24 protein-coding genes are annotated in these 21,777 nt (G+C 32.6%); 18 read left to right on the top strand and 6 right to left on the bottom strand.

Annotated elements, in window-relative coordinates:
* Positions 1 to 202: 202 nt before the first annotated feature.
* The 5 genes from BN349_RS18710 to BN349_RS18685 all read left to right on the top strand — a co-directional run bounded on the left by BN349_RS18710 (position 203) and on the right by BN349_RS18685 (position 5,391).
* Positions 203 to 904 carry a polyphosphate polymerase domain-containing protein gene (locus BN349_RS18710; protein WP_019243873.1) on the top strand — a complete coding sequence of 234 codons (702 nt, stop codon included), beginning with the start codon at positions 203 to 205 and terminating at the stop codon, positions 902 to 904.
* A 127-nt stretch (positions 905 to 1,031) separates the two neighbouring features.
* Positions 1,032 to 1,715 (top strand): DUF4956 domain-containing protein, encoded by a 684-nt coding sequence (locus BN349_RS18700; protein ID WP_019243871.1) that lies wholly within the window; start codon positions 1,032 to 1,034, stop codon positions 1,713 to 1,715.
* 157 nt (positions 1,716 to 1,872) lie between these two features.
* Positions 1,873 to 3,699 carry a CotH kinase family protein gene (locus BN349_RS18695; protein ID WP_019243870.1) on the top strand — a complete coding sequence of 609 codons (1,827 nt, stop codon included), beginning with the start codon at positions 1,873 to 1,875 and terminating at the stop codon, positions 3,697 to 3,699.
* Between the two features lie 265 nt (positions 3,700 to 3,964).
* The gene (locus tag BN349_RS18690; protein ID WP_019243869.1) at positions 3,965 to 4,315 is read left to right on the top strand and encodes a GIY-YIG nuclease family protein; all 351 of its coding nucleotides are present in this window, start codon (positions 3,965 to 3,967) and stop codon (positions 4,313 to 4,315) included.
* A 101-nt stretch (positions 4,316 to 4,416) separates the two neighbouring features.
* Positions 4,417 to 5,391, top strand: coding sequence for a 2-hydroxyacid dehydrogenase (locus BN349_RS18685; RefSeq protein WP_019243868.1), 975 nt, complete (start codon positions 4,417 to 4,419; stop codon positions 5,389 to 5,391).
* A 267-nt stretch (positions 5,392 to 5,658) separates the two neighbouring features.
* On the opposite strand, the gene BN349_RS18680 is transcribed toward BN349_RS18685, so the two are convergent.
* The 4 genes from BN349_RS18680 to BN349_RS18665 form a co-directional block, all read right to left on the bottom strand.
* Positions 5,659 to 6,489, bottom strand: a complete 831-nt coding sequence (locus tag BN349_RS18680) for an energy-coupling factor transporter transmembrane component T family protein (protein WP_019243867.1) — start codon at positions 6,487 to 6,489, stop codon at positions 5,659 to 5,661.
* Positions 6,461 to 8,188, bottom strand: a complete 1,728-nt coding sequence (locus tag BN349_RS18675) for an ABC transporter ATP-binding protein (protein ID WP_019243866.1) — start codon at positions 8,186 to 8,188, stop codon at positions 6,461 to 6,463. Before BN349_RS18675 ends, BN349_RS18680 begins: the two co-directional genes overlap by 29 nt.
* 179 nt (positions 8,189 to 8,367) lie before the next feature.
* Positions 8,368 to 8,928 (bottom strand): ECF-type riboflavin transporter substrate-binding protein, encoded by a 561-nt coding sequence (locus tag BN349_RS18670; RefSeq protein WP_019243865.1) that lies wholly within the window; start codon positions 8,926 to 8,928, stop codon positions 8,368 to 8,370.
* Between the two features lie 19 nt (positions 8,929 to 8,947).
* Positions 8,948 to 9,802 (bottom strand): SAM hydrolase/SAM-dependent halogenase family protein, encoded by an 855-nt coding sequence (locus BN349_RS18665; RefSeq protein WP_019243864.1) that lies wholly within the window; start codon positions 9,800 to 9,802, stop codon positions 8,948 to 8,950.
* Between the two features lie 576 nt (positions 9,803 to 10,378).
* On the opposite strand from BN349_RS18665, the gene BN349_RS18655 reads away from it, so the two are divergent.
* The 3 genes from BN349_RS18655 to BN349_RS18645 all read left to right on the top strand — a co-directional run bounded on the left by BN349_RS18655 (position 10,379) and on the right by BN349_RS18645 (position 12,137).
* Positions 10,379 to 11,499, top strand: a protein-coding gene (locus tag BN349_RS18655) for an IS3 family transposase (protein WP_198286499.1) whose coding sequence is annotated in 2 segments (ribosomal slippage) — positions 10,379 to 10,628 and positions 10,628 to 11,499 — 1,122 coding nt in all. Because the reading frame shifts where the segments join, the coding sequence is not laid out codon by codon here.
* 141 nt (positions 11,500 to 11,640) lie between these two features.
* Positions 11,641 to 11,937 carry a hypothetical protein gene (locus tag BN349_RS18650; protein WP_026089385.1) on the top strand — a complete coding sequence of 99 codons (297 nt, stop codon included), beginning with the start codon at positions 11,641 to 11,643 and terminating at the stop codon, positions 11,935 to 11,937.
* Positions 11,937 to 12,137, top strand: coding sequence for a hypothetical protein (locus BN349_RS18645; RefSeq protein ID WP_019243861.1), 201 nt, complete (start codon positions 11,937 to 11,939; stop codon positions 12,135 to 12,137). The genes BN349_RS18650 and BN349_RS18645 overlap by 1 nt, the downstream gene beginning before the upstream one ends.
* Before the next feature lie 12 nt (positions 12,138 to 12,149).
* Here BN349_RS18645 and BN349_RS18640 read toward each other — a convergent pair whose 3' ends face one another.
* Positions 12,150 to 12,743, bottom strand: coding sequence for a TVP38/TMEM64 family protein (locus BN349_RS18640; protein WP_019243860.1), 594 nt, complete (start codon positions 12,741 to 12,743; stop codon positions 12,150 to 12,152).
* Between the two features lie 377 nt (positions 12,744 to 13,120).
* On the bottom strand, positions 13,121 to 15,004 hold the full coding sequence (asnB, locus tag BN349_RS18635) for an asparagine synthase (glutamine-hydrolyzing) (protein ID WP_019243859.1): 1,884 nt from the start codon (positions 15,002 to 15,004) through the stop codon (positions 13,121 to 13,123).
* Between the two features lie 696 nt (positions 15,005 to 15,700).
* On the opposite strand from asnB, the gene BN349_RS26680 reads away from it, so the two are divergent.
* The 10 genes from BN349_RS26680 (at position 15,701) to BN349_RS18585 (ending at position 21,768) form a co-directional block, all read left to right on the top strand.
* Complete coding sequence (locus BN349_RS26680) at positions 15,701 to 15,826, top strand: hypothetical protein (RefSeq protein WP_019243858.1); 126 nt, start codon at positions 15,701 to 15,703, stop codon at positions 15,824 to 15,826.
* Between the two features lie 793 nt (positions 15,827 to 16,619).
* Complete coding sequence (locus tag BN349_RS18625; RefSeq protein ID WP_019243857.1) at positions 16,620 to 17,348, top strand: amino acid ABC transporter ATP-binding protein; 729 nt, start codon at positions 16,620 to 16,622, stop codon at positions 17,346 to 17,348.
* A 19-nt stretch (positions 17,349 to 17,367) separates the two neighbouring features.
* Positions 17,368 to 18,180 carry a transporter substrate-binding domain-containing protein gene (locus BN349_RS18620; protein WP_019243856.1) on the top strand — a complete coding sequence of 271 codons (813 nt, stop codon included), beginning with the start codon at positions 17,368 to 17,370 and terminating at the stop codon, positions 18,178 to 18,180.
* Between the two features lie 78 nt (positions 18,181 to 18,258).
* Positions 18,259 to 18,912 (top strand): amino acid ABC transporter permease, encoded by a 654-nt coding sequence (locus BN349_RS18615; protein WP_019243855.1) that lies wholly within the window; start codon positions 18,259 to 18,261, stop codon positions 18,910 to 18,912.
* A gap of 15 nt (positions 18,913 to 18,927) precedes the next feature.
* On the top strand, positions 18,928 to 19,578 hold the full coding sequence (locus tag BN349_RS18610; protein WP_019243854.1) for an amino acid ABC transporter permease: 651 nt from the start codon (positions 18,928 to 18,930) through the stop codon (positions 19,576 to 19,578).
* Positions 19,579 to 19,804: 226 nt separating this feature from the next.
* Positions 19,805 to 20,149, top strand: a complete 345-nt coding sequence (locus BN349_RS18605) for a hypothetical protein (protein WP_019243853.1) — start codon at positions 19,805 to 19,807, stop codon at positions 20,147 to 20,149.
* A 62-nt stretch (positions 20,150 to 20,211) separates the two neighbouring features.
* Positions 20,212 to 20,472 (top strand): metal-sensitive transcriptional regulator, encoded by a 261-nt coding sequence (locus tag BN349_RS18600; protein WP_019243852.1) that lies wholly within the window; start codon positions 20,212 to 20,214, stop codon positions 20,470 to 20,472.
* A gap of 120 nt (positions 20,473 to 20,592) precedes the next feature.
* Positions 20,593 to 21,072 (top strand): DsrE/DsrF/DrsH-like family protein, encoded by a 480-nt coding sequence (locus tag BN349_RS18595; RefSeq protein ID WP_019243851.1) that lies wholly within the window; start codon positions 20,593 to 20,595, stop codon positions 21,070 to 21,072.
* Between the two features lie 15 nt (positions 21,073 to 21,087).
* Positions 21,088 to 21,447 (top strand): rhodanese-like domain-containing protein, encoded by a 360-nt coding sequence (locus BN349_RS18590; protein ID WP_019243850.1) that lies wholly within the window; start codon positions 21,088 to 21,090, stop codon positions 21,445 to 21,447.
* Positions 21,448 to 21,471: 24 nt separating this feature from the next.
* Complete coding sequence (locus BN349_RS18585) at positions 21,472 to 21,768, top strand: rhodanese-like domain-containing protein (protein ID WP_019243849.1); 297 nt, start codon at positions 21,472 to 21,474, stop codon at positions 21,766 to 21,768.
* Positions 21,769 to 21,777 lie beyond the last annotated feature (9 nt).

The following is a 21,777-nucleotide window of genomic DNA, read 5'->3' as shown; positions in this document are numbered from 1 at the left end:
TTTTTTTATAGCTAGTGTCCCAGCTAACATGCTCTCCTATAGGTTGTTTTTATGTAAAATTCGAAATCGCTCATCCTGTTGAGACTTATTTTATAGAAGATATTATTAAGAATTTGTAAATTTCTTTAAGGTTTCTTTAAGGGATGTCTCTTACATTCTTATTATCAGATGTATGAATTTTGGAGCAAAGGAGGAGGAATTTGTGAAATCTTTAGGGATTAATGCAGAAAAAGGGAGAAGTGAATTAAAACATGCAATCACCAAAATAGACTGTCATCTATTAAGGAATAACTTAAAGCACATAATGACGGTAGATCCACATACTAATGCAGATGGTAAATACTTAATTAGAAGTGTTTATTTCGATAACTTTGATAACAAGATTATGACAGAAAAAAAAGAAGGCGGATATAATCGCGATAAATATAGAGTAAGACTCTATAACTATAATTGTCATTATATGAACTTAGAGAAAAAGAGTAAGCGTAATAATCTAACTTTTAAAGAAAAATGTCGAATTACAGCTGAAGAGTATGAACGTATTCGTTATGGCGATATTAAGTGGATGGAAAATGATTCGAGAGAATTAATGCAAGAATTATATTTACAGATGAATAGATTGCAATTAAAGCCAGTAACGGTGATCGATTATGAACGAGAGGTATTTATCTATGAGCACGGGAATGTTCGAGTGACTTTTGATAGCAATATTAAGACTAGTTTGCGAAATAATGATGTACTCAATCCAAATATACCAATGGTAACAACTCTAGATCCTAATATTGTCGTTTTAGAAGTGAAATACGATGAATATTTACCCGATATTATTAAACTACTTTTACAAGTTAGTGATCGAAGAAAGGATACATTCTCAAAATATCAATTAAGTAGAATGTATGGATAATGCTGTCGTGGAATCGATAGATGAAAGCGATCAAACATTTCGATGGTCAATGCTAAAGAATGAACGAGAAGTGAAGGGAACAAAAAATTCACCAATCGAAGTTTCACTTTAATGGAGGTAAAGAAAGATGGATAGTGTTAATTTTACAGATATTTTTAAGTCGAGTTTTTTAGAAAAAACAACGAGCTTCTCGATTGTCGATTCGCTAATCGCGTTAGTGGTGGCTTTTGCAGTTGGTTTATTTATTTACGTTGTATATAAGAAAACTTTTTCTGGTGTTATATACTCACATAGCTTCAATATTGCATTAATTATCATGACAATGGCGACTGCTCTAATTATCATGGGTATTTCGTCAAATGTTTTATTATCACTAGGTATGGTAGGGGCATTGTCTATTGTTCGATTTAGAACGCCTATTAAAGATCCAATGGATATCGTATTTATTTTTTGGTCTATAGTAGTTGGTATTTTATGTGGAGCTGGTTTCATTCCGCTTGTTATAATTGGCTCTATTTTAATTGGGCTAGTATTAATACTATTTGTTAATAAAATTACGATTGAAAATCCTTATCTCCTTATTATTAAATACACTGATACAAATACTGAGGATGCATTTATAGACGTTATTTCTCAAAACGTAAAAAAATATTCAATGAAAACTAAATCTGTTATGTTAGGTAATGAACATGAAATGATTTTTGAAGTGAGAGTAAAAGATAAAAATACGAATTTTGTTAATGATATTGTCGGTATGGATGACGTTAAGTCAGCGGTCATGTTGAGTTATGACGGTAACTTTACTGCATAAATGTATAGAGAAGTGGGGCTGTCTGCAAAGGGACTAAAATCAATTTGCAGAGGCCCCAGTGTTTTATGCTATCAACTTTTGAGACAATCACTTTCAGATTTAATTTTTCTAGGATCAATAAATGTTTTTTATGGATTGAGAAATGAGGTGGGATGTTATGAAAAATAAATATATTATACTTTCAATTGGGCTGATGTTAGTGTTGCTTACTTTAGTTGTTATTTTTCTTCCGAAATTTGAAGAAACCTCTATTAACACAAAAGCGACCTATGCGGAGAAGGTTTTTAATCAAACGAAAGTTTCAAAAATAGATATTACATTAGATGATGCAGATTTAGAAGAAATGTTAAAAAATCCTTTAGAGGAAAAAATGATGAAAGCTACCATTGTGTTTAATGGTAAAGAAGTAAAAGATGTGGGAATTAGAACGAAAGGTAATATGACTTTACGCAGTGTTGCGCAAATGGAAGACTCTGATCGTTATAGTTTTAAGATTGATTTTGATCAATATGATGATTCAAAAAGTCTATATGGTTTGAAAAAATTAAATTTAAACAATAACTATAGTGATTCCACTCAAGCACGTGAATATTTATCTTATCAGTTGATGGAGAAGATGGGAATTGCTACGCCAGGTAATGCGTATATGTATGTAACTATTAATGGAAAAGAATGGGGCCTATATCTAGGAGTAGAAGCAATAGAAGAAACATTTTTAGCACAAAACTTTGAAGATGGTACAGGTGACCTTTATAAACCTGATGGAGTAGGTAGTGATTTAAAATGGATTAGCGAAGACATTGAAGATTATACTGGCTTAAATTTAAAAACGAATAAAACAAGCTCTAATCAATCCGCTATGTTGAAATTTTTAGATGTTATCAATAATGGTGGAAACTTAGAGGAAGTTATGGATGTAGATGAAATGCTCCGCTATTTTGCTGTGAATACAGCACTTGTAAACTTGGATCATTATCAGGGTAGTATGAAACATAATTATTATTTATATGAAGAAAACGGGATATTTTCAATTTTACCTTGGGACTATAATATGTCATTTGGTGGTTTTAGCGGAGGTGGAGGGGGAAATAAACCGGCTCTAAATGCTGCTAATAATAAAACTAAACAAAATGGACAGGAGGAAGATACATCTAATCAAGAGAAAGATGAAGATACTAACGATGTGGCTAATGAAATGGCTGGTAAGCAAGGTAGAGGTATGATGATGGAGAGTAATCTTATGAATGAAAACAATATCAACTTCAGTATCACGACACCTGTTTCGGGTACTACCTTGGAAGATCGACCACTTTTAAATGCTCTATTATCAAATGATGAATATCGTGAAACATATAATAAGTATTTAAAGGAAATCGCAACGACATTCTTTACTGAAAGTAATATGAGTAAGTTGACAAGTCAGCTTTCTGCTTTACTCATCGCCTATGTTGAACAAGATCCAACTAAATTTTCTACAACAGAAGAATTTCTAGAAGGAATGTCTGGTGAAAATAGCTTAGTAGAGTTTTCTGTACAACGTGCAGATTCGATTTTGAAACAGCTTGCTGGTGAATTGGTCATCGAAGCTGATACGAGCAATATGGGACCTGGTGGAGAAAATCAAGGAAATATGCAGTCACCAGGAGGAAATGATGAAAATCAAGGAGCTATGCAACCACCTGGTGGAAATAGAGAAGACCAAGGAAATATGCAGCCTCCAGGAGGAAATGATGAAAACCAAGGAGCTATGCAACCACCTGGTGGAAATGGAGAGAATCTAGGAAATATGCAACCACCCGGAGAGAATGGTGAAAAGCTAGGAAACATGCAGCCTCCGAATGGAGAGAAAGAAGGAGTTCAGATGAACAATCCCTCTTCTTCAGTAGGCTACTCATGGCAAACAATTGTTTTATATATTTCTCTATGTTCTTTATTGATAGTTGTAACGATATGTATAATGTTTTTTAGGAGAAGAAGAGTATAATTTGAGTATTTGAAATTTCTTATCTTCTTGTTAAAACAAATTACTTCAACATTCATTGTCTCTAATTTTAACTGAATAGAAAATGATTAGTCATTCTGTTGATTCACTTCAAATCAACGGAATGGCTTTTTAGTGTGGATAATTTTAGTGGGTGATGAGTAGATTATTGACACACAACAAACAATTTAATAAAATGTTTATATAATAGTAAACGATAAAACAGAATGTTTGTTTATATATATACTTCTGAAAGGAGTAAGGGAAAATGGATCGAAAAAAAGAATTGAAGCAACAGTTTAAAGAAATGAAAGTTCAGGCAGGTGTTTACCAAATCAAAAATCTTGGAAATGGTAAAGTTTTTGTTGGTAGTACGAGGAATTTAAAAACACTAAAAGGAAAACAATTTGAGCTAGCGGCAGGTTCGAATACAAATAGAGAACTGCAAGCAGATTATAATACGTTTGGAAAAGATGCTTTTCTATTTGAAGTATTAGAAGTGTTGAAAAAGAAAGAAACAGGCTATTTTGATGAAAAAAGAGAACTTGAAAAGTTAGAAATGAAATGGATAAATGATCTTCAACCATTTGGTGAACGAGGTTATAACAGTAAAAAATAATAAATATAAAGCATAAAAGAATCTTATTAATAGTAGGATTCTTTTTATTTTGTATAATTGAACTATAAACAAAATTTGTAAATTAGGGAGGGCATACATAAATGGCAAAGCCGAAAATTATTGTCTATAAAAGAGTTCCGGAAATAGTATTAGAGAAACTGCAACAAGAATGTGAAGTTGTTTATTTCGAACGATTAAACAATGACAACTTTCAAACTTTCTTTGAAGAACTAAAAGATGCACATGGTTTATTAGGTTCAGAACTCAAAATTGATAGTGAGTTATTAAATCAAGCACCACACTTAAAAATTGTTAGTAATATTGCAGTTGGTTACGACAATTTTGATATGGATGAACTCACAAAAAGAAATATTATGGCTACAAATACTCCAGATGTTCTTAATGAAACGACTGCAGATACCATTTTCGGTTTAATTCTAGCAACGGCTCGCCGTTTTCCAGAGTTAGATCAATTTGTAAAAAATGGTCAATGGATTAAAAGTGTTGAGGTAGAAGAATTTGGAGTAGATGTACATCATAAAACATTAGGGATTATTGGCATGGGAGGAATAGGTTCTGCCATTGCCAAAAGAGCACATTATGGTTTTGATATGAATATTCTCTACCACAATCGATCACGCAATGAAACAGCTGAAAAGCGTTATAATGCGAAATATTGTAGTCTGGACGAATTATTAGAACAGTCGGATTTTGTTTGTCTAATGACGCCGCTTACTCCTCAAACAGAGAAATTAATTGGTGAAAAAGAGTTTAAATTAATGAAAGAAACGGCATTTTTTATTAATGGCTCACGAGGAAAAACAGTAGATGAAGCAGCAATGATTCAGGCATTAAAAGAAAAAGAAATTGCTGGAGCTGGATTAGATGTGTTTGAAACTGAGCCTGTTAATAAAGACAACCCACTTCTTTCTATGAAAAATGTAATAACTTTACCACACATAGGCTCTGCGACACTAGAAACGCGTACAAATATGAGCTTGCTAGCAGCAAACAATCTTTTAGCAGGTTTAACAGGGAAACGTCCAGCTCATTTAATTAATGAAGTTGTAATGTAATAGTAAGAAATGTTTTCAGATTAATCAAAGGCGTTCTAAAAAGTTGAGGATGAATCAATCACTTTTTATATACGCCTCTTTTTTTGAATAGGTTGAATTATGCTCCGGGATGCCTCGCTTTCTCCTGCATATGGAGTCTCACTTGCCCGCTGCTTTAAGCAGGAGTCTCGGTAACTTACGCTACTATTAACCAATCTTTACATCAACTGGTTTTATTCATCAACATTTATTTGAAACAACAAACTTTTTTATAAAACAGCCTTTAAATTAAGTAAATGGATTGAAGAATCTCCCTTTATTTATAATGGTCGTCCATATTGAAAGTAAAATAAGACAGCTTATAAAAATGATAGCCATTGTATCCTTTTTTTGAAAAGAACGTTGATAATACCATGTTCGTTTTCTTTTGCTACCAAATCTTCTTAATTCCATTGCACTACTTACAGTGTCAATTCTTTGAAGGCTAGATAAGATTAATGGGAATAAAATTGCTGATACGTTTTTTATTCTTTTTGTTAATTTTTCTTTTTGAGAAAGATCAATGCCTCTTGTTTGTTGAGTAATGGAGATATTTTGAAAATCTCTTTGAATATCAGGTATATAGCGCAGAGCAATTGAAATAGCATATGAGATTTTGTAGTTTACTCCAATTCGATTTAGTGAAGCAGCAAATTCACTAGGATGAGTTGTTAATAAGAATAAAAGCGCAAATGGAATCACAGTAAAATATTTAAGTGTTATGTTAGATTGATAAAAAATTTGTTCTAAAGTTATATCATATCTCCACCATAAATGTAGTACATCATGGCGAGTGCCATATATTTTCACGCCTTCAATGGGAGAGAATAGATAAATGGCTATATTATTTAGCAGTAGGAAAAGAAGAATAAAGTATAAAACGAAAGCCACATCATGAAAGCTTATTTTAGATATCTTGAACATCATAATACTGAAGCAAAACATAAACAGTAAAAGACGAGTATCATATGTAATAATAGTGGCAAATGTCCATCCTAAAAAACAAAGTAACTTCGTTGCACCTGTTAATGCATGAATAGGAGAATGTTGGTCAATGTATGTTAACATGCTTTTTTTCATTTCTTATCCTCCGATCGTAGGCAATAAAAAAATCAACAAATTTTTGCGGATTATTAATCCCGGCGCGTTGTGCAAGGGTGAACAGTGAAGTTACTTTTAGGTGTGCAGTTTCAACAATCTCTGTATTTGTCAATATATTCGTAGGTGTATCATCGGCGAATACACGTCCTTTTGCTAATACTATGGTTCGATTCGTGTATTCGAGCATTACATGCATATCATGGGTAATCATAATAATGGTGATTCCTTGATCGTTTAATTGTTGTAAAAATTCCATAATCTCGGTGTAGTGCTTGAAATCTTGTCCTGCAGTCGGTTCATCCATAATTAAAATTTCAGGCTGTAATGCTAATATGGCAGCAATGGTCACTCGCTTTTTTTGACCGAAACTAAGTGCAGAAATCGGCCAATTCCTAAATTCATATAATCCACATAATTTTAAAGTTTGATAGACTATTTTTTGTATTTCTTCCTCTGTTCTTCCTCTTAGTTTTAATCCAAGTGCTACTTCCTCAACAACAAACGTTTTCGATATCATTTGATTTGGATTTTGCATGACTATGCCAACATGTGAGGCTCGTTCTTTAATAGAGAGATTTTGCATGTTTTTATTTCTAAAGAGAATACTCCCATGGGTAGGTTGATGAACTCCACATATGAGTTTAGAAATAGTGGATTTTCCTATTCCGTTTTTTCCTACAATACTAATCATTTCTCCTTTATGAATAGTGAAGGAAAGGTTCTCAAAAACCTTTTTATTCTTAGAATAACTAAAATGAATATCTTGTAGCTCTAAAATAGGTTCAAGGGGTTTATTTCTCTGTACTACACTATTTGTTTCATGCCATTCTTGAAGCTTCTTTTTATGAGCATCTAAACGAAGAGCTTCAACCTGTTGAAGCTGTAAGCTTTTATTTATATCGCAGTTGGCATATTTAAGGGCAGTTAAATACAAAGGTTCACGAATTCCACATTCAGCTAAAGTATTTGTCTTTAATAGTTCTAATGGTGTTCCATCTGCATAAATTTGACCTTCATGTATAACGATAATCCGATCTACATTTCGATGGAGAACGTCTTCTAAACGATGCTCGATGATTATTATCGTCTTATCTCCTTTTCTATGAAGATCATCAATTAATTCGATGGATGTCTTTCCAGTAGCAGGGTCGATATTGGCTAATGGCTCATCAAATAATAAAATGTCTATATTATCCACAAGCACACCCGCTAAAGCCACTCGTTGCTTTTGACCGCCAGATAGTTCATGAGGAGAAGATAATAGGTGATTGTGAATGTCTACTACATGAGCTATATTCTTTACCTTTTCTTTCATCGCTGGTTGTAAGGTGCAATCATTTTCAAGAGAAAAAGCAATATCCTCTGCCACTGTTAATCCGATAAATTGACTATCTGGATCTTGAAGCACTGTCCCGATTGAAGAAGAGAGCTGATAGATTGAATGATTTTTAATTTCTTTTCCCTTAATGAACAAATGACCTGTAATATTTCCTTCATAATGATTTGGAGCAAGTCCATTGATACAGTAAGTAAGTGTGCTTTTCCCAGAACCAGAAGCTCCAACTATCAGTACTTTTTCTCCTGCATATATAGTTAAATTAATATTTTTTAATGTTGGTTCGACCTGTGCTCTATATTGAAATGTAAAGTCTTTAAATTGGATGATTGGTTTTTTCACAATAACGCTTCCTTCTTCATTAAAGTAGGTAGGATAGAATTGTGTCTGTCTCCAAAATGATTCATAGCTGCTTTGGAGACAGCACATGTATCACTTTCATTACTTGGACATGCTTTTGATATTGAATGCGATTGTCTTTAGAACGACATATAAATAGCTTTTTGAAAACTTCTAAAGTATTATAGTTCTTTTGTTAAGCTATTGCTTTTGGGTCTTGTTTTAGCATAGGCAAGTGCAAGGATGGAACCGAATATAGCTACAGTTATCATATTTGCTGTTCCAGCAACCATCCCTTGTGTAAATACTTTATTGGCAGGCTCCGCATATATAGCAATATCAAGGATAGGGGCTACTAAAAACCATGCAATTGCATTAGCGATAATTTGGAAGATATTAAAACGAATAAGTTCTTTTGCACCGAACACTCCTTCAGATAATTTGATGCATTTTCCTGCAATACCAATCATAAAGCCTACAATGCTTGATGCAATAACCCAACTAAACCAAGGTGACCCATAGAAAATTAAATCTTTTAATGAGTGCCCGATTAAACCAATTAAAAATCCAGCTACGGGTCCAAATAAAACTGATATTAATGCTAGAAAAGCATATGTTGTTTCAATGTTTGTGTTGGGAACACCTGAGGGTATTGAACCAAAACGTCCTAATATGATAAAGACTGCCGATCCGATACCTATTGCTACAATTGTTTTAATGGATAAAAGCCGATTCTTTTCCATTGTGAATCCCTCCTCTTTTTTATTTTTGATAGATTGGAGCCTTACGCATAGTAATTCTCCAATTAGTACCCGTTAAAATATTATGTGCCTTTGAAAAAGATCCTTGATTGATTGCTACGGCCATATTATCTAAGGAATTTACATAAACGAGGGGTTCTCCTACATGTACATCCGCAAAGGATTTTCCATAAACAATTTTATTTCGATAAACTTCTCTTCTATCGTTTTTAATCATTATTTCGATTTTGTCTCCGAATGTTACATCTAATTCATTAAATAATTCTCTGCTTATATTCGTCCATAGACTCCCAAATCGAACGTCAAGCACATCTATTGTTCCATGTACACTTTCACTTTTTTTATAGGACTCTACAACAGGAAGTTCAATAATGGTATTTATTTCAACTGTAGGTCCAATGTTTTCAAAATGAATAATGCTAGAAGCTAAACGTGCACCTGTATATGCATAAATGTCTCTTCCATGAAAGGTATAAGATACACCAGAATTAGGTAATCGGTTTAATGATTCGTCAATTTCACGAGCTTCTACAATTCCAAGCATTCGTTTAATATGGGTCAATGTACCGTTATCTGGAGTGATAATGTATTGGCCGAGTACCGTTTTAACAACAATGCTTCTTCTAGTCGATCCAACTCCAGGATCAACAACTGAAACAAAAACTGAATTCTCGGGCCAGTAGGAAACAGTTTGGATTAATCGATAAGAAGCTTCCCAAATATTATATTGAGGAATTTCATGTGTTAAATTAAATACTTTAATATTTGGATTGACTGAATAAGCAACACCATACATTGCGCTGACAGCGCCATCTTTTGTACCAAAATCTGATTGGAAAATTAATGCCTTACTCATACTTTTATTCTCCTTACTTTAAAAAATTAGAAAGTATAATAGTTCATAGAAAAATGATTGTAAGGTGTAGTTATTTTTCTATAATTTAGAATATTTAACATTTAATATACAACTCTCTATATAAGGTGTCAATCTTTTCCTACCTGAATAGTTGGTTTTGCGATGTATATATGATATTAAAGAATATGAGTCTATTCCCAATAATAGAAATCAATTTATATATTTTTATCTATACAAAAGATTAGTATAAGTACAATAAGACGGTGATGTGTTCTTTCTTTTACAGCCGTTACCAGTGATATCTCAAAGTCATAAGACGAGTTGTATAGATGATCAGGTAATGACCTTCTACAACTCGTCTTATGGAAGAGGAAAATGTAAGTCATTTTGGTCTCCCTATAAAATGCGGAGCTCTATGTCAATGAATGACACTAGCAAAGAGCTTACCCTTTTCTTATCGTTTATGAAATTATACAATTTTTGACTTATGGATAGCTTATGGATAGGCTACACTAGTTTAGACAGAAAAATTAAGGTCAAGTAGAATAGAATGAACAGTTAAAGAGGAGAATCTACATGACTAAAAGACAAAGAAGAACATTTACAGATGAATTCAAGAACCAAATGGTGCAATTATATTTGAACGGTAAACCACGAAAAGAAATCATTCGTGAGTACGAGTTAACATCTTCTGCGCTTGACAGATGGATTGCTCAAAGTGAAACAAGTGGATCTTTCAAAGAAAAGGACAATAAAACACCTGAACAGCTTGAATTAGAAAAGCTTCGTAAGGAACTGAAACAATTACAGATGGAAAATGATATTTTAAAGCAAGCAGCGCTGATACTAGGACGAAAGTAAATGTGATTAAACAAAATCAGCACAAATACTCGATATCAGCAATGTGTAATGTCCTACAATTACCACGAAGTACGTACTATTACGAAGCGAAAATAAAACCATCTGGGGATGAACTTTCATCTAAAGTTGTGGAGATTTTTCAAGCTAACCGTCAAAGTTACGGTACCCGAAAAATCAAAGTAGAATTAAAAAAACAAGGGTTAATAGTTTCTAGAAGACGGATTGGTCGAATGATGAAAGAAAATGGGTTAGTTTCGACCTATACATTAGCTCAGTTTAAGCCGTATCGTGACCAGTGTAATGAATCAACCATCAAAAATGAATTGAATCGTACATTTCACCAAGAAGAGCCATTAGCTGTGGTGGTAAGTGACTTGACATACGTGAGAGTTGGACAAAAATGGCACTACGTATGTTTATTTGTTGATCTCTTTAATCGAGAAATGATCGGATATAGTGCTGGTGCACATAAAGATGCACAACTCGTTTATCGTGCTCTTTCCACTATTAAAAGTGATCTAAGAAGGATTCGTCTTTTCCATACAGATCGAGGAAATGAGTTTAAGAACAAATTGATTGATGAAGCCTTAAAAACATTTGAAATTAAACGTTCTCTGAGTATGAAGGGATGTCCCTATGATAATGCCGTCGCTGAAGCGACGTTTAAAATCTTTAAAACAGAGTTTATCAGAGGTCAACGCTTTGAGAGTTTAGCAGATTTAGAGAGAGAATTAGCCGATTATGTACACTGGTTTAATCATATTCGCATACACGGAACATTGGATTACAAAAGCCCTGTTCAGTACAAACTTGAACACCTTAAAAAAGTTGTCTAGTTTAGTGTTGACTATCCATTATTTCAAATTGAAGTTTAGTGTAAGTGCCCAGCTCTTTGAGGGCATAAGCTAATCCGTCCAGAAGGTCTAAGAGCAAACAGGTAATAAGCAACAACAAAAATCAATGGTGGTTGGGGATATATGGAGGATTTTGTTCTTCCGCGCCTACTTCGTGATGCTCAAGTGTTAACAGTTTGGGAAGAAACAGCCAATATATTAGGTCTTGAAGTTATACGCCTTATGAAAGAATATCAGGCACATACTATTTTTCTTGATGAAATGAAGAGTGAACTTCATCTGTTTCCAAATCATCTTTTTTATTTAACGAAAAGTGTTTGGAAAGGACTGCAAATGTTAGAAAAATTAATGGATTACGTAGCAACTTCTACGGAAGAGAAGACGTTCAAACGTTTCATTCAAAGAAAATTGCTGAATTAATGACTCGTATCTTCGAGAGTGTCGTTGCAATAAAAAATATCGAATTTGGTAGTCATCGAGCTATTGCTGTTGCTGAAGTATTTAATGAGCAAACATGGAATAAAAACGAATGGTTGAACCAAGAAATGAAATCCGTACAATATTTTGAGACTATTGTTGCGTCTCATATAGTTACTAATAAAGTTAACCAATCGCAATAGTTGTTTTAGGAATCAAACCTTTAAAATTGTTCTCTTTTCAAAGAGCTTACTTACGAAACTGACAGAGAAAAAAAGAATGACTAGAACAGCGATTTTAATCGGATTTTTAATAATTGTAAGTAAATCATTACCTACTACACTAAAAAGAAATGTTAAACCAAATATCCCTATTGCAGATGCTAGTGCAAATTGTTTAAAGTTCATTTTGTTTAGGCCAGCAACAATTGTAATGACTGAGTTGGGAAATACAGGAATCATGCATAATATAGCAACAATTAATAGGCCTTTATTTTCTAACCAAACGGTATATTTTTTAACGTTATGACATTCGGTATATTTTTTTATAAAGGTTCTGTTTCCAAAAAATCTAAACAAACCATATAACGACCATGCTCCAACTACGCACCCTATATACGAAAGTATGAAGCCTCCAAACAACCCAAAAATAGCAGCGTTTCCCATAATAAAAGCAGATAAAGGTAGGAATGGTAGAAATGCTTCTATAAAGGTTAAGAATACAGCAAAAAGAGGACCAATCTTCTCATAGCTATGAATCATTGTTTGGAACATATCTAAATGAATGAATTGCTGAAGTTCATGTAACATTTTTGTACTCCTTCTTCTAGTATTCGATATCTACACTTTTTCTATTTTGGTAATTTTTTATCCTACTATGACTTTATCAAGCAGATATGAAGAAAGACTGAATACAATTCTTAATTATTTCTTAAGGTTATGTCGGTAGATGCATTTGGTATGTTGTGTGAAATAGAACAATTATTAATTTAAAAGTAAAAATGAGTGGCAAAGCAAGACCCTTGTAGATAGAGTAATACAAGGGAGCTATATAGTAAGTGAGATTATTCAGTCGAAGTCAAAAATAAAAGTCCTCAAGCATTTGGCTTGAGGACTCTTTGGTTAAAGAAAATATTTGTTATTTGCATCTAGCGGTTTTCTAATAAGAGATAGTTGATTGTAACCATTTATCTACTTACTGCTTGTACTTTACCTTGTAATTCTTCAAAATCATATACACGTTCTACATATATTTGATGCCATATCATGAATACAAGTATAGTCCAGATTTTTCGACTGTTATCTTTTTTATTTGCACAATGCTCTTCAAGTAATTTCAATACCTCTTGTTTATTGAAAATGCCATCTGTTTGGCTTGTTTGAATAATATTTACAGCCCAATCATGCATTTCGTTTTTAAGCCAATGACGAATAGGTACAGGGAATCCTAATTTTTTTCGATTTAATACATGATCTGGGACAATACCTTCTGCTGCTTTACGTAAGATGTATTTCGTTGTATTATGAGCAATTTTATCCTTAGAATGGATTTTTGCTGCAACATTAAATACTTCTTTATCCAAGAATGGTACACGTAACTCAAGCGAATTAGCCATCGTCATTTTGTCGGCTTTTAATAAAATGTCACCACGCAACCAAGTGTGGATATCTAAATGTTGCATTTTTGTAACAGCGTCATAGCCTTTTGATTCATGATAAATTGGTGCTGTTACAGTTTGGTAGCCTAAGTTTGGCGTATATTCTTTTAGGAGAAGTTTTTTATCTTTTTCTTCAAATATTTTAGCATTACCAATGTATCTCTCTTCCATTGGTGTTACACCACGTTCAATAAAGCTTTTTCCTTTTACACCGTCAGGTAGAATGCTACTAAATAGCTTTAACGTATTTTTGACAGGTCCAGGAATTTTATTAAACATGCTTAATGATTCAGGCTCTCGATAAATATTGTATCCTCCAAATAATTCATCTGCCCCTTCTCCTGATAATACAACTGTTACATGTTTTCTAGCTTCGCGGGCTACAAAATATAATGGAACAGCAGCTGGATCAGCAAGAGGATCATCCATATGCCAAATAATTTTTGGTAATTCCTTCATGAACTCTTCAGGAGGAATTACATAGCTTATATTTTCTAATCCAAGTGCAGCGGCGGTTTCTTCGGCAACATTAATTTCACTAAAACCATCGCGTTCAAATCCTACAGAGAAAGTTTTGATATTTGGATTAAATTGTTTGGCGATTGAAACGATAATGGAAGAATCGATTCCGCCTGATAAGAATGAGCCGACAGGAACATCACTACGCATATGAACATTAACTGAATCCAGTAAAACATCGCGAATTTCTTTTGTTAATTGATCTTCAGAAGTGTTTTTTATGTTGAAATTTGGTTTCCAATAGCATTGAATATCCATTGCTTGTCCAGGTTTTTGCGTAAAACAATGTCCTGGTGCTAGTTTTTTAATTTGTGTTGTCATTGTATTTGGTTCAGGAACGTATTGGAAACTTAGGTAGTGCTGTAAAGAATCATGATCTAGGTCGCCATCCATCGCTAAGAGAATACTTTTCTTCTCAGAAGCAAAGTAGGTAGCATTACCTTGTTCATAATAGAAAAATGGCTTTATTCCAAATGGATCTCTAGCACCAAACAAGATTTTTTCTTGCTTGTCCCAAATTAAAAAGCCAAACATACCACGTAGTTTTTTGACAGCTTCTTCTTTAATTGAGCTATATAAGGCAATAATTACCTCTGTATCAGATTCAGTAGCAAATGTGTAACCTTGCTCAATAAGCTCTTTTTTTAATTCAATATAATTGTAAATTTCTCCGTTAAAAATAATCCAATAGCGCTCATTTTCATATGAAAGTGGTTGATGACCAGTTTCAAGTCCTATGATACTAAGTCTTCGAAATCCAAAGCTAACATGTTCATCAAAATAAAAACCATCGTCATCTGGTCCTCTATGGGTAATGATTTCGTTCATTTCTTTTAATTTATTTTCTATATCAAGATTTTTTTTATCGTGAATACATCCTACAAATCCGCACATGTGAAGACACCAACCTTATGTTTAATATCAAAATTCTGTTAGTATTACTAATATAGAATAAACCAAGTCATTTTATTATATTGATAAAACAAAAATGTCAATTATGTTTAAAGAATGGAATGCTCTTTTAAAAACTAACATCAAAAATTATACTCCTTATAACCACTAATAGGAACCAATAAACTGTTACATTTTAAAATAAAATATAACCATTTTTAGAAATTGAATTTCTGTAAGTACATAGAACTATTATATTTGTATTGAGTATTTTTGAAATTATACCTTCTATGATATATATCCTATGATGTTATGACCAGTCAGTGATTTGTTTATTTGTGAAAAAAGAGGAAGAGATATTTTATTGTCGTTATTTAAAATTGTATTAAAAAAATGCTATTTTATTAACGATTTTTAGAAATGGAAATTTTTAATGAATGTGAACTCTTTTTATGGATTTGAATGACTGATATGGCAGGATTATTTTTCGGATTGAAAATGAAATTAGAAAGTATCTCGGACATCCGTATTCCGGTGCTAAGACTGTTTATCCTGGTGGAGTTTCAGAACAAGTGGACGAAAAAGTAACTAATTCTCTACAGCAAGTGGTGGAACTTTAAATATTGTAAAGAATGTATGATCTACTTCTTATCAAAATTCCCTCATCTGTCCAAATGAAATGGAAAAGAAAAAATATGAATGATGCTAAGAGATGTGTTAAGAAGTAATTATGATAGTGAAGTTGTTGAAGAGCCTAAAATTGATAAGGTAAACTTTAATGCATTTCCTATTATGTCATTAATTATAGCAAATGTTCAAATTTAACTTCTTGAATTAATAAAACTTCTACTTCTAGAAGATGAAGTAGTTCATGCCATGGAAGGGTTAGATGGTGTCATCGATACGAACGTCTGGTCATCAGCTAAGAAATTCAACTTGTTTATAAAGAGGACAAGAGAAAGAAGCATAATCTAAAAGCTGCTACAGTTAAAGAAATAATTAAATTATCAAACATTCGTGTTCCGTTAAGGTTGTTCACTTAGTTGTAGTAGGAGTCTTGCATCTGTTCACTTGACCTTTTTATGCTCATTTTATTCACTTGAACGTATTTAAAAACAACAATCTTCTAGAAAACAGCCTCTTGAATAAAAAATGCCAACTCTATAATAGTTAAATAAAACTAACAAATTGCTGGAGAAAATAGATTATAAAGTATAAATTTGTATAAAATATTATAATTGTATAAAGTTTTTTGATAATTTAGAAAAATAATTCTGTAAAATTGTTGCATTATTCAATAAAAATGGTTATAGTTAAATAACTATCAAACTATTCAAAAAAGTCATTGTAAGCGTTTTATATTTATAAAACATTTACTAGATAGTTTTTTTATTTATCTAAAATGTAATAATGTGTATTTTTTGTAATAATTTTATAAAGTGATATTATTATACTTCCTCTTTCTTGGTCTTAAAAAAGAAAGAAGCCTACTTCATTATTGTGCAAACATATAAACAAACCAACATTCACCGCAAATGACTTAACTTCAATGCGTTAATCAAGTAAATGATTCTATTTTTCTTGTTTAATATACGACTAAAATGTTAGGAGGATTTCAATGATAACTTTCGAAAAAGTGAATAAATTTTATGGCGACTTTCAAGTGCTAAATGATATTAATCTCACAATTAATAAGGGTGAGGTAGTTGTTATAATTGGCCCGTCTGGGTCGGGGAAAAGTACGATGCTAAGATGTATTAATCAACTTGAAACCATATCAGATGGATTATTAACGGTTAATGGTACCGTCGTAAATGATAAAAAGACAAACATCAATCATCTTAGAAAAAATATAGGGATGGTATTTCAACATTTTCATCTATATCCTCATAAAACCGTATTAGAAAACATTATGTTAGCTCCTATAAATGTGCTAGGCCAATCGAAAGAAGAAGCGAAAAAAACAGCACTTTATTATTTAGATAAAGTAGGGATTCAAAACAAAGCCAATTCCTATCCATCCCAATTATCTGGAGGTCAACAGCAACGTGTAGCGATTGCAAGAGGATTAGCAATGCATCCAGAAATCATGCTGTTCGATGAACCAACATCAGCATTAGACCCAGAAATGATTGGAGAAGTTTTAGATGTAATGAAAAACCTTGCCAATGAAGGGATGACGATGGTAGTCGTAACGCATGAAATGGGCTTTGCAAAAGAAGTGGCCGATAGAATCGTGTTTATCGATCAGGGACGTATTTTGGAAGAATCAACACAGGCTGAGTTTTATGAAAACCCTAAAGAGGAAAGGGCAAAATTATTCCTTAGCCGTATTTTAAATCATTAATTTTTAGAGGGGGATTTACATGAAGAAAACTAAACATTTATTAAAATTATTAGTTATTTCACTTTTAGCTTTCGTACTATTGGCTGCCTGTGGATCGAAGGAAGAGAAGGATGGCAAAAATGCCGCAACAGGTATAGATGCAATTAAAAAAGCAGATAAAATTGTTTTTGGGGTTAAAAATGACACAAAACTATTTGGTTTAAAAAATCCAAGTACGGGTGAAATTGAAGGTTTTGATATTGATATTGCAAAAGAAATTGCCAAAAGTATTTTAGGTGATGAAACAAAAGTTGAATTTAAAGAAGTAACATCAAAAACTCGTATTCCGATGCTACAAAACGGTCAAATTGATGCTATCGTTGCGACAATGACTATTACTGAGGAACGTAAAAAAGAAGTTGATTTCTCAGATGTATATTTCGAAGCAGGTCAAGCTTTACTAGTGAAAAAAGGTAGCAAAATTAAAGGAATTGAAGATATCAAAGACAGTACAAAAGTAATTGCTGTTAAAGGATCAACTTCTGCAATTAATATTCGTGAGCATGCTCCTAAGGCTCAGGTTTTAGAATTTGAAAACTATGCAGAAGCATTTACAGGATTAAAAGCAGGTCAAGGAGATGCTTTAACTACCGATAACTCAATTCTTTATGGAATGGCAAGTGAAGATTCAAATTATGAAGTTGTAGGTGAGCCATTTACTGATGAGCCTTATGGTATCGCGGTTAAAAAAGGAAATAAAGAATTACAAGAAGCTATTAATAAAACTATTAAAGATTTAAAAGACAGTGGTAAGTATGATGAGATTTATAATAAATGGATTCAAATGAAATAAAGGTTAAATTTGTGCATAATCCTCAAATCAAGATGAGTATACTTTTACTCATCTTGATTGTTTTAAGGAGTGGTGAAAATGTTAGATTTTTCCATACTTATTGACAATCTAGACATGTATTTAGAAGGATTTAAGTATACACTTTTTGCTAGCTTTCTAGGCTTAGTTAGCAGCTTTATTATTGGAACTATTGTAGCTGTTTTTAGAATATCTCCACTTAAAATATTGAATGGCATAGGAACTGTATATGTGGAAGTTTTTCGTAATATCCCATTACTAATAGTTGCTCTTTTTATATTTGTTGGTTTACCTACTATAGGAATTCGATTTGATGGTTTTATTGCAGGAACAATTGCTCTATCGATTTATACGTCTGCTTTCATAGCAGAAGCGATTCGAGCTGGTATTCTTTCAGTTCCGAAAGGGCAAATGGAGGCTGCACGTTCTTCAGGATTGACCTATTATCAAGCTATGAGATTGATTATTTTACCACAAGCTATCAAAATTGTTATTCCTCCGCTTGGAAATCAGTTTATTAATCTCGTAAAAAATTCCTCAATTTTAGGAGTAATTGCCGGCTTAGATCTTATGTATTATGGAGATTTAATTTCAGCAAGAAGTTTTGTTGTATTCGATGTATATATTTTTGTAGCGATATTTTATTTAATTATTACAATTCCTTTAAGCATTGGCGTTCGATACCTTGAGAAACGCTTAGCGCAAAGTAATTGAAAGGAGTGAACGTAAATGGATTTTGTCGGTGCATATACTCCTGATCATATTATGTTTTTACTTGAAGGTTTGTTCGTTACGTTGAAGATTGCTGTAATATCGATCGTTTTGAGCTTTATAATAGGTGGAATCATTGCTATTGTAAGATATGCAAAGGTTCCTGTTCTTTCCCAGGTATTTGCGTTTATTGTAGAGATCATTAGGAATTCACCTCTATTATTAATCATTTTCTTTACGTACTTCGCTTTACCGGAAATAGGAATCAATTTAGGCATTACACTTTCTGCGATTGCAGCTTTAACAGTATTTGAATCAGCTATGCTTTCAGAAGTCATTCGAAGTGGATTAAATTCCATTGAAAAAGGTCAAATTGAGGCAGGACGTTCTTCTGGATTAACATATATACAAACTCTTCGATTAATTGTGTTACCTCAAGCTTTACGTCGGATGGTTCCGCCAATTGTAAGCCAGTTTATTTCATTATTAAAAGATACATCATTAGCAGTTGTTATTGCGCTTCCTGAGCTAACCCATAATGCCCAAATTATTAATGCGCAATCTATAAAATATACGATTCCTATTTTCCTATTAATTGCTGCCATGTATTTTGTTGTGAATTATGCATTATCAGTAGTTGCTCGCCGATTAGAATTAAAGAAAGCATAATGGTTTACAATTTAAATGGAAGCTTGATTTAGCAAATGAGTTAGAAATTGATAAAGAATGTATAAAAGGTGTCTCAAAAGTTAAGCTTTTGACGGACACCTTTTTCTATGAAAAATTATAGAATATAAAGCAGTGTAAAATTGAAGAATAATTATTTGACATCATACCCTTAAGGGTATAATATAAACTCATTATTATATTCCTAAATAGAATAGAGGCTGATATAATGACATATATTATTGTATTTTTCTTATTAGTTTTCTTTGTCTCGTTATATAAACGATACGTTCCAGTTATTGGAGTTCCGTGTAAACATATAAATAATGATCAAATTGAGCAATCTAAGGTTATTGTTGATTTAAGAGATTACAATGATTCAGATAAGACTCACCTAGAGGAAGCAATTCGTATACCTGTTGCATATTTACAAAGATATCATCATGAAATTCCAAGTAAAAATGTGCATATTATTGTTAACGATCGAATTGAAAAAAACATGGGCATTCGCTTGTTACGTAAAAAAGGGATTTCAGTGGATTCATATACGATGAGTAATTGCTCTTGTAGTTAGTGAAAGGAAGTATTTAGAAAGGCTTTTGTCCTTTTTAAATGGATAAAAGGAGGATGGGATTTATGGAGTACGATAAACAAATTAAAAATCGAGTAAAGCGTATAGAAGGACAATTAAGAGGGATTTTACGCATGATGGAAGAAAATAAAGATTGTAAAGAAGTCATTACGCAATTATCTGCGACTAGATCAGCTATTGATCGTACTATTGGCGTCGTTGTTAGTTCGAATTTAGTGGAATGTGTTCAGAATGCAGAATCACAAGGTAAGGATACAGAAGCCTTAGTGAAAGAAGCAGTAAACTTACTTGTAAAAAGTAGATAAGATAAAAGAGTTGACAGTCTCTTTTATTTTTATTATCATTTATACCCATAGGGGTAATTTATATTTTTTGAACATTAATATACCCATAGTGGTATAATTGGACGATTTGGGAGGAAAACAATGACGGAGAAAAAAAGAACTACAATCGTTTTATTTAGTGGAGATTATGATAAGGCGATGGCCGCATATATAATTGCTAATGGTGCAGCTGCATACGATCATGAGGTGACCATTTTTCACACATTTTGGGGATTAAATGCTTTAAGAAAAGACGAAAGTATTGAAATGAAAAAAAGTTTTATGGAAAAAATGTTTGGAAAAATGATGCCTAGAGGTTCTGAAAAAATGGGCCTTTCAAAAATGAACTTTGCAGGAATGGGACCTAAAATGATTAAGGGTATTATGAAAAAGCATAATGCGTTAACAGTTTCACAATTGATTGAAATGGCTCAGGAGCAAGACGTTAAACTAGTAGCTTGTACGATGACGATGGATTTATTGGGATTAGGTCAATCTGAATTATTAGACGGTATTGAATATGCAGGTGTAGCAGCTTATTTAGCTGATGCAGAAGATGGTAATGTGAATCTATTTATTTAAAAAGAGGGATCTATTATGGATTGGATGAATGTTCTACTAATTATACTTTTAGTAGCTTTTGTGGTATGGCGGATGATGCCAACCAAAGGAGTTCGAAACATAAACACAACTGAATTAAAAAAATTATTAAATGATAAAAATATGCAATTCATTGATGTGAGAACTCAAGGTGAGTTTAGGGGCAATCATATTAGGGGATTTAAAAATATACCCTTGCATGAATTAAATTCTAAAGCATCACAATTATCTAAGGAAAAAGAAGTCGTTGTTATTTGTCAAAGTGGAATGAGAAGTAATAAAGCTAGTAAGCTATTAAAAAAACTAGGCTTTCAAAGTGTTACCAATGTTAAGGGTGGCATGAGTGCCTGGTCATAATATGAATGAAAGAAGGAATATATGATGAAAGAGATTACACCACAAGAAGTAGAAGCATTTTTGAAAGAGGGAAAAAAATTAAACCTTATTGATGTTCGTGAAACAGATGAAGTAGCTCAAGGGAAAATTCCTACTGCTATCAATATTCCTTTAGGATTAATTGAATTTCGTATGAATGAATTGGATAAGTCTAAAGAGTATATAATGGTTTGTCGTTCAGGTGGTAGAAGTGGTAGAGCAACACAATTTTTAGAAAGCCAAGGCTACAATGTTATTAATATGAATGGTGGAATGCTAGCTTGGGAAGGTGAAACTGAGTAAAGTAACATA

The sequence above is a fragment of the Bacillus sp. AP8 genome (assembly GCF_000321185.1).
Lineage (GTDB): Bacteria > Bacillota > Bacilli > Bacillales > DSM-1321 > Bacillus_AD > Bacillus_AD massilioanorexius.
Note: the sequence above shows the minus strand (reverse complement) of the source record. Positions and strands in the feature narration are given on the sequence as shown.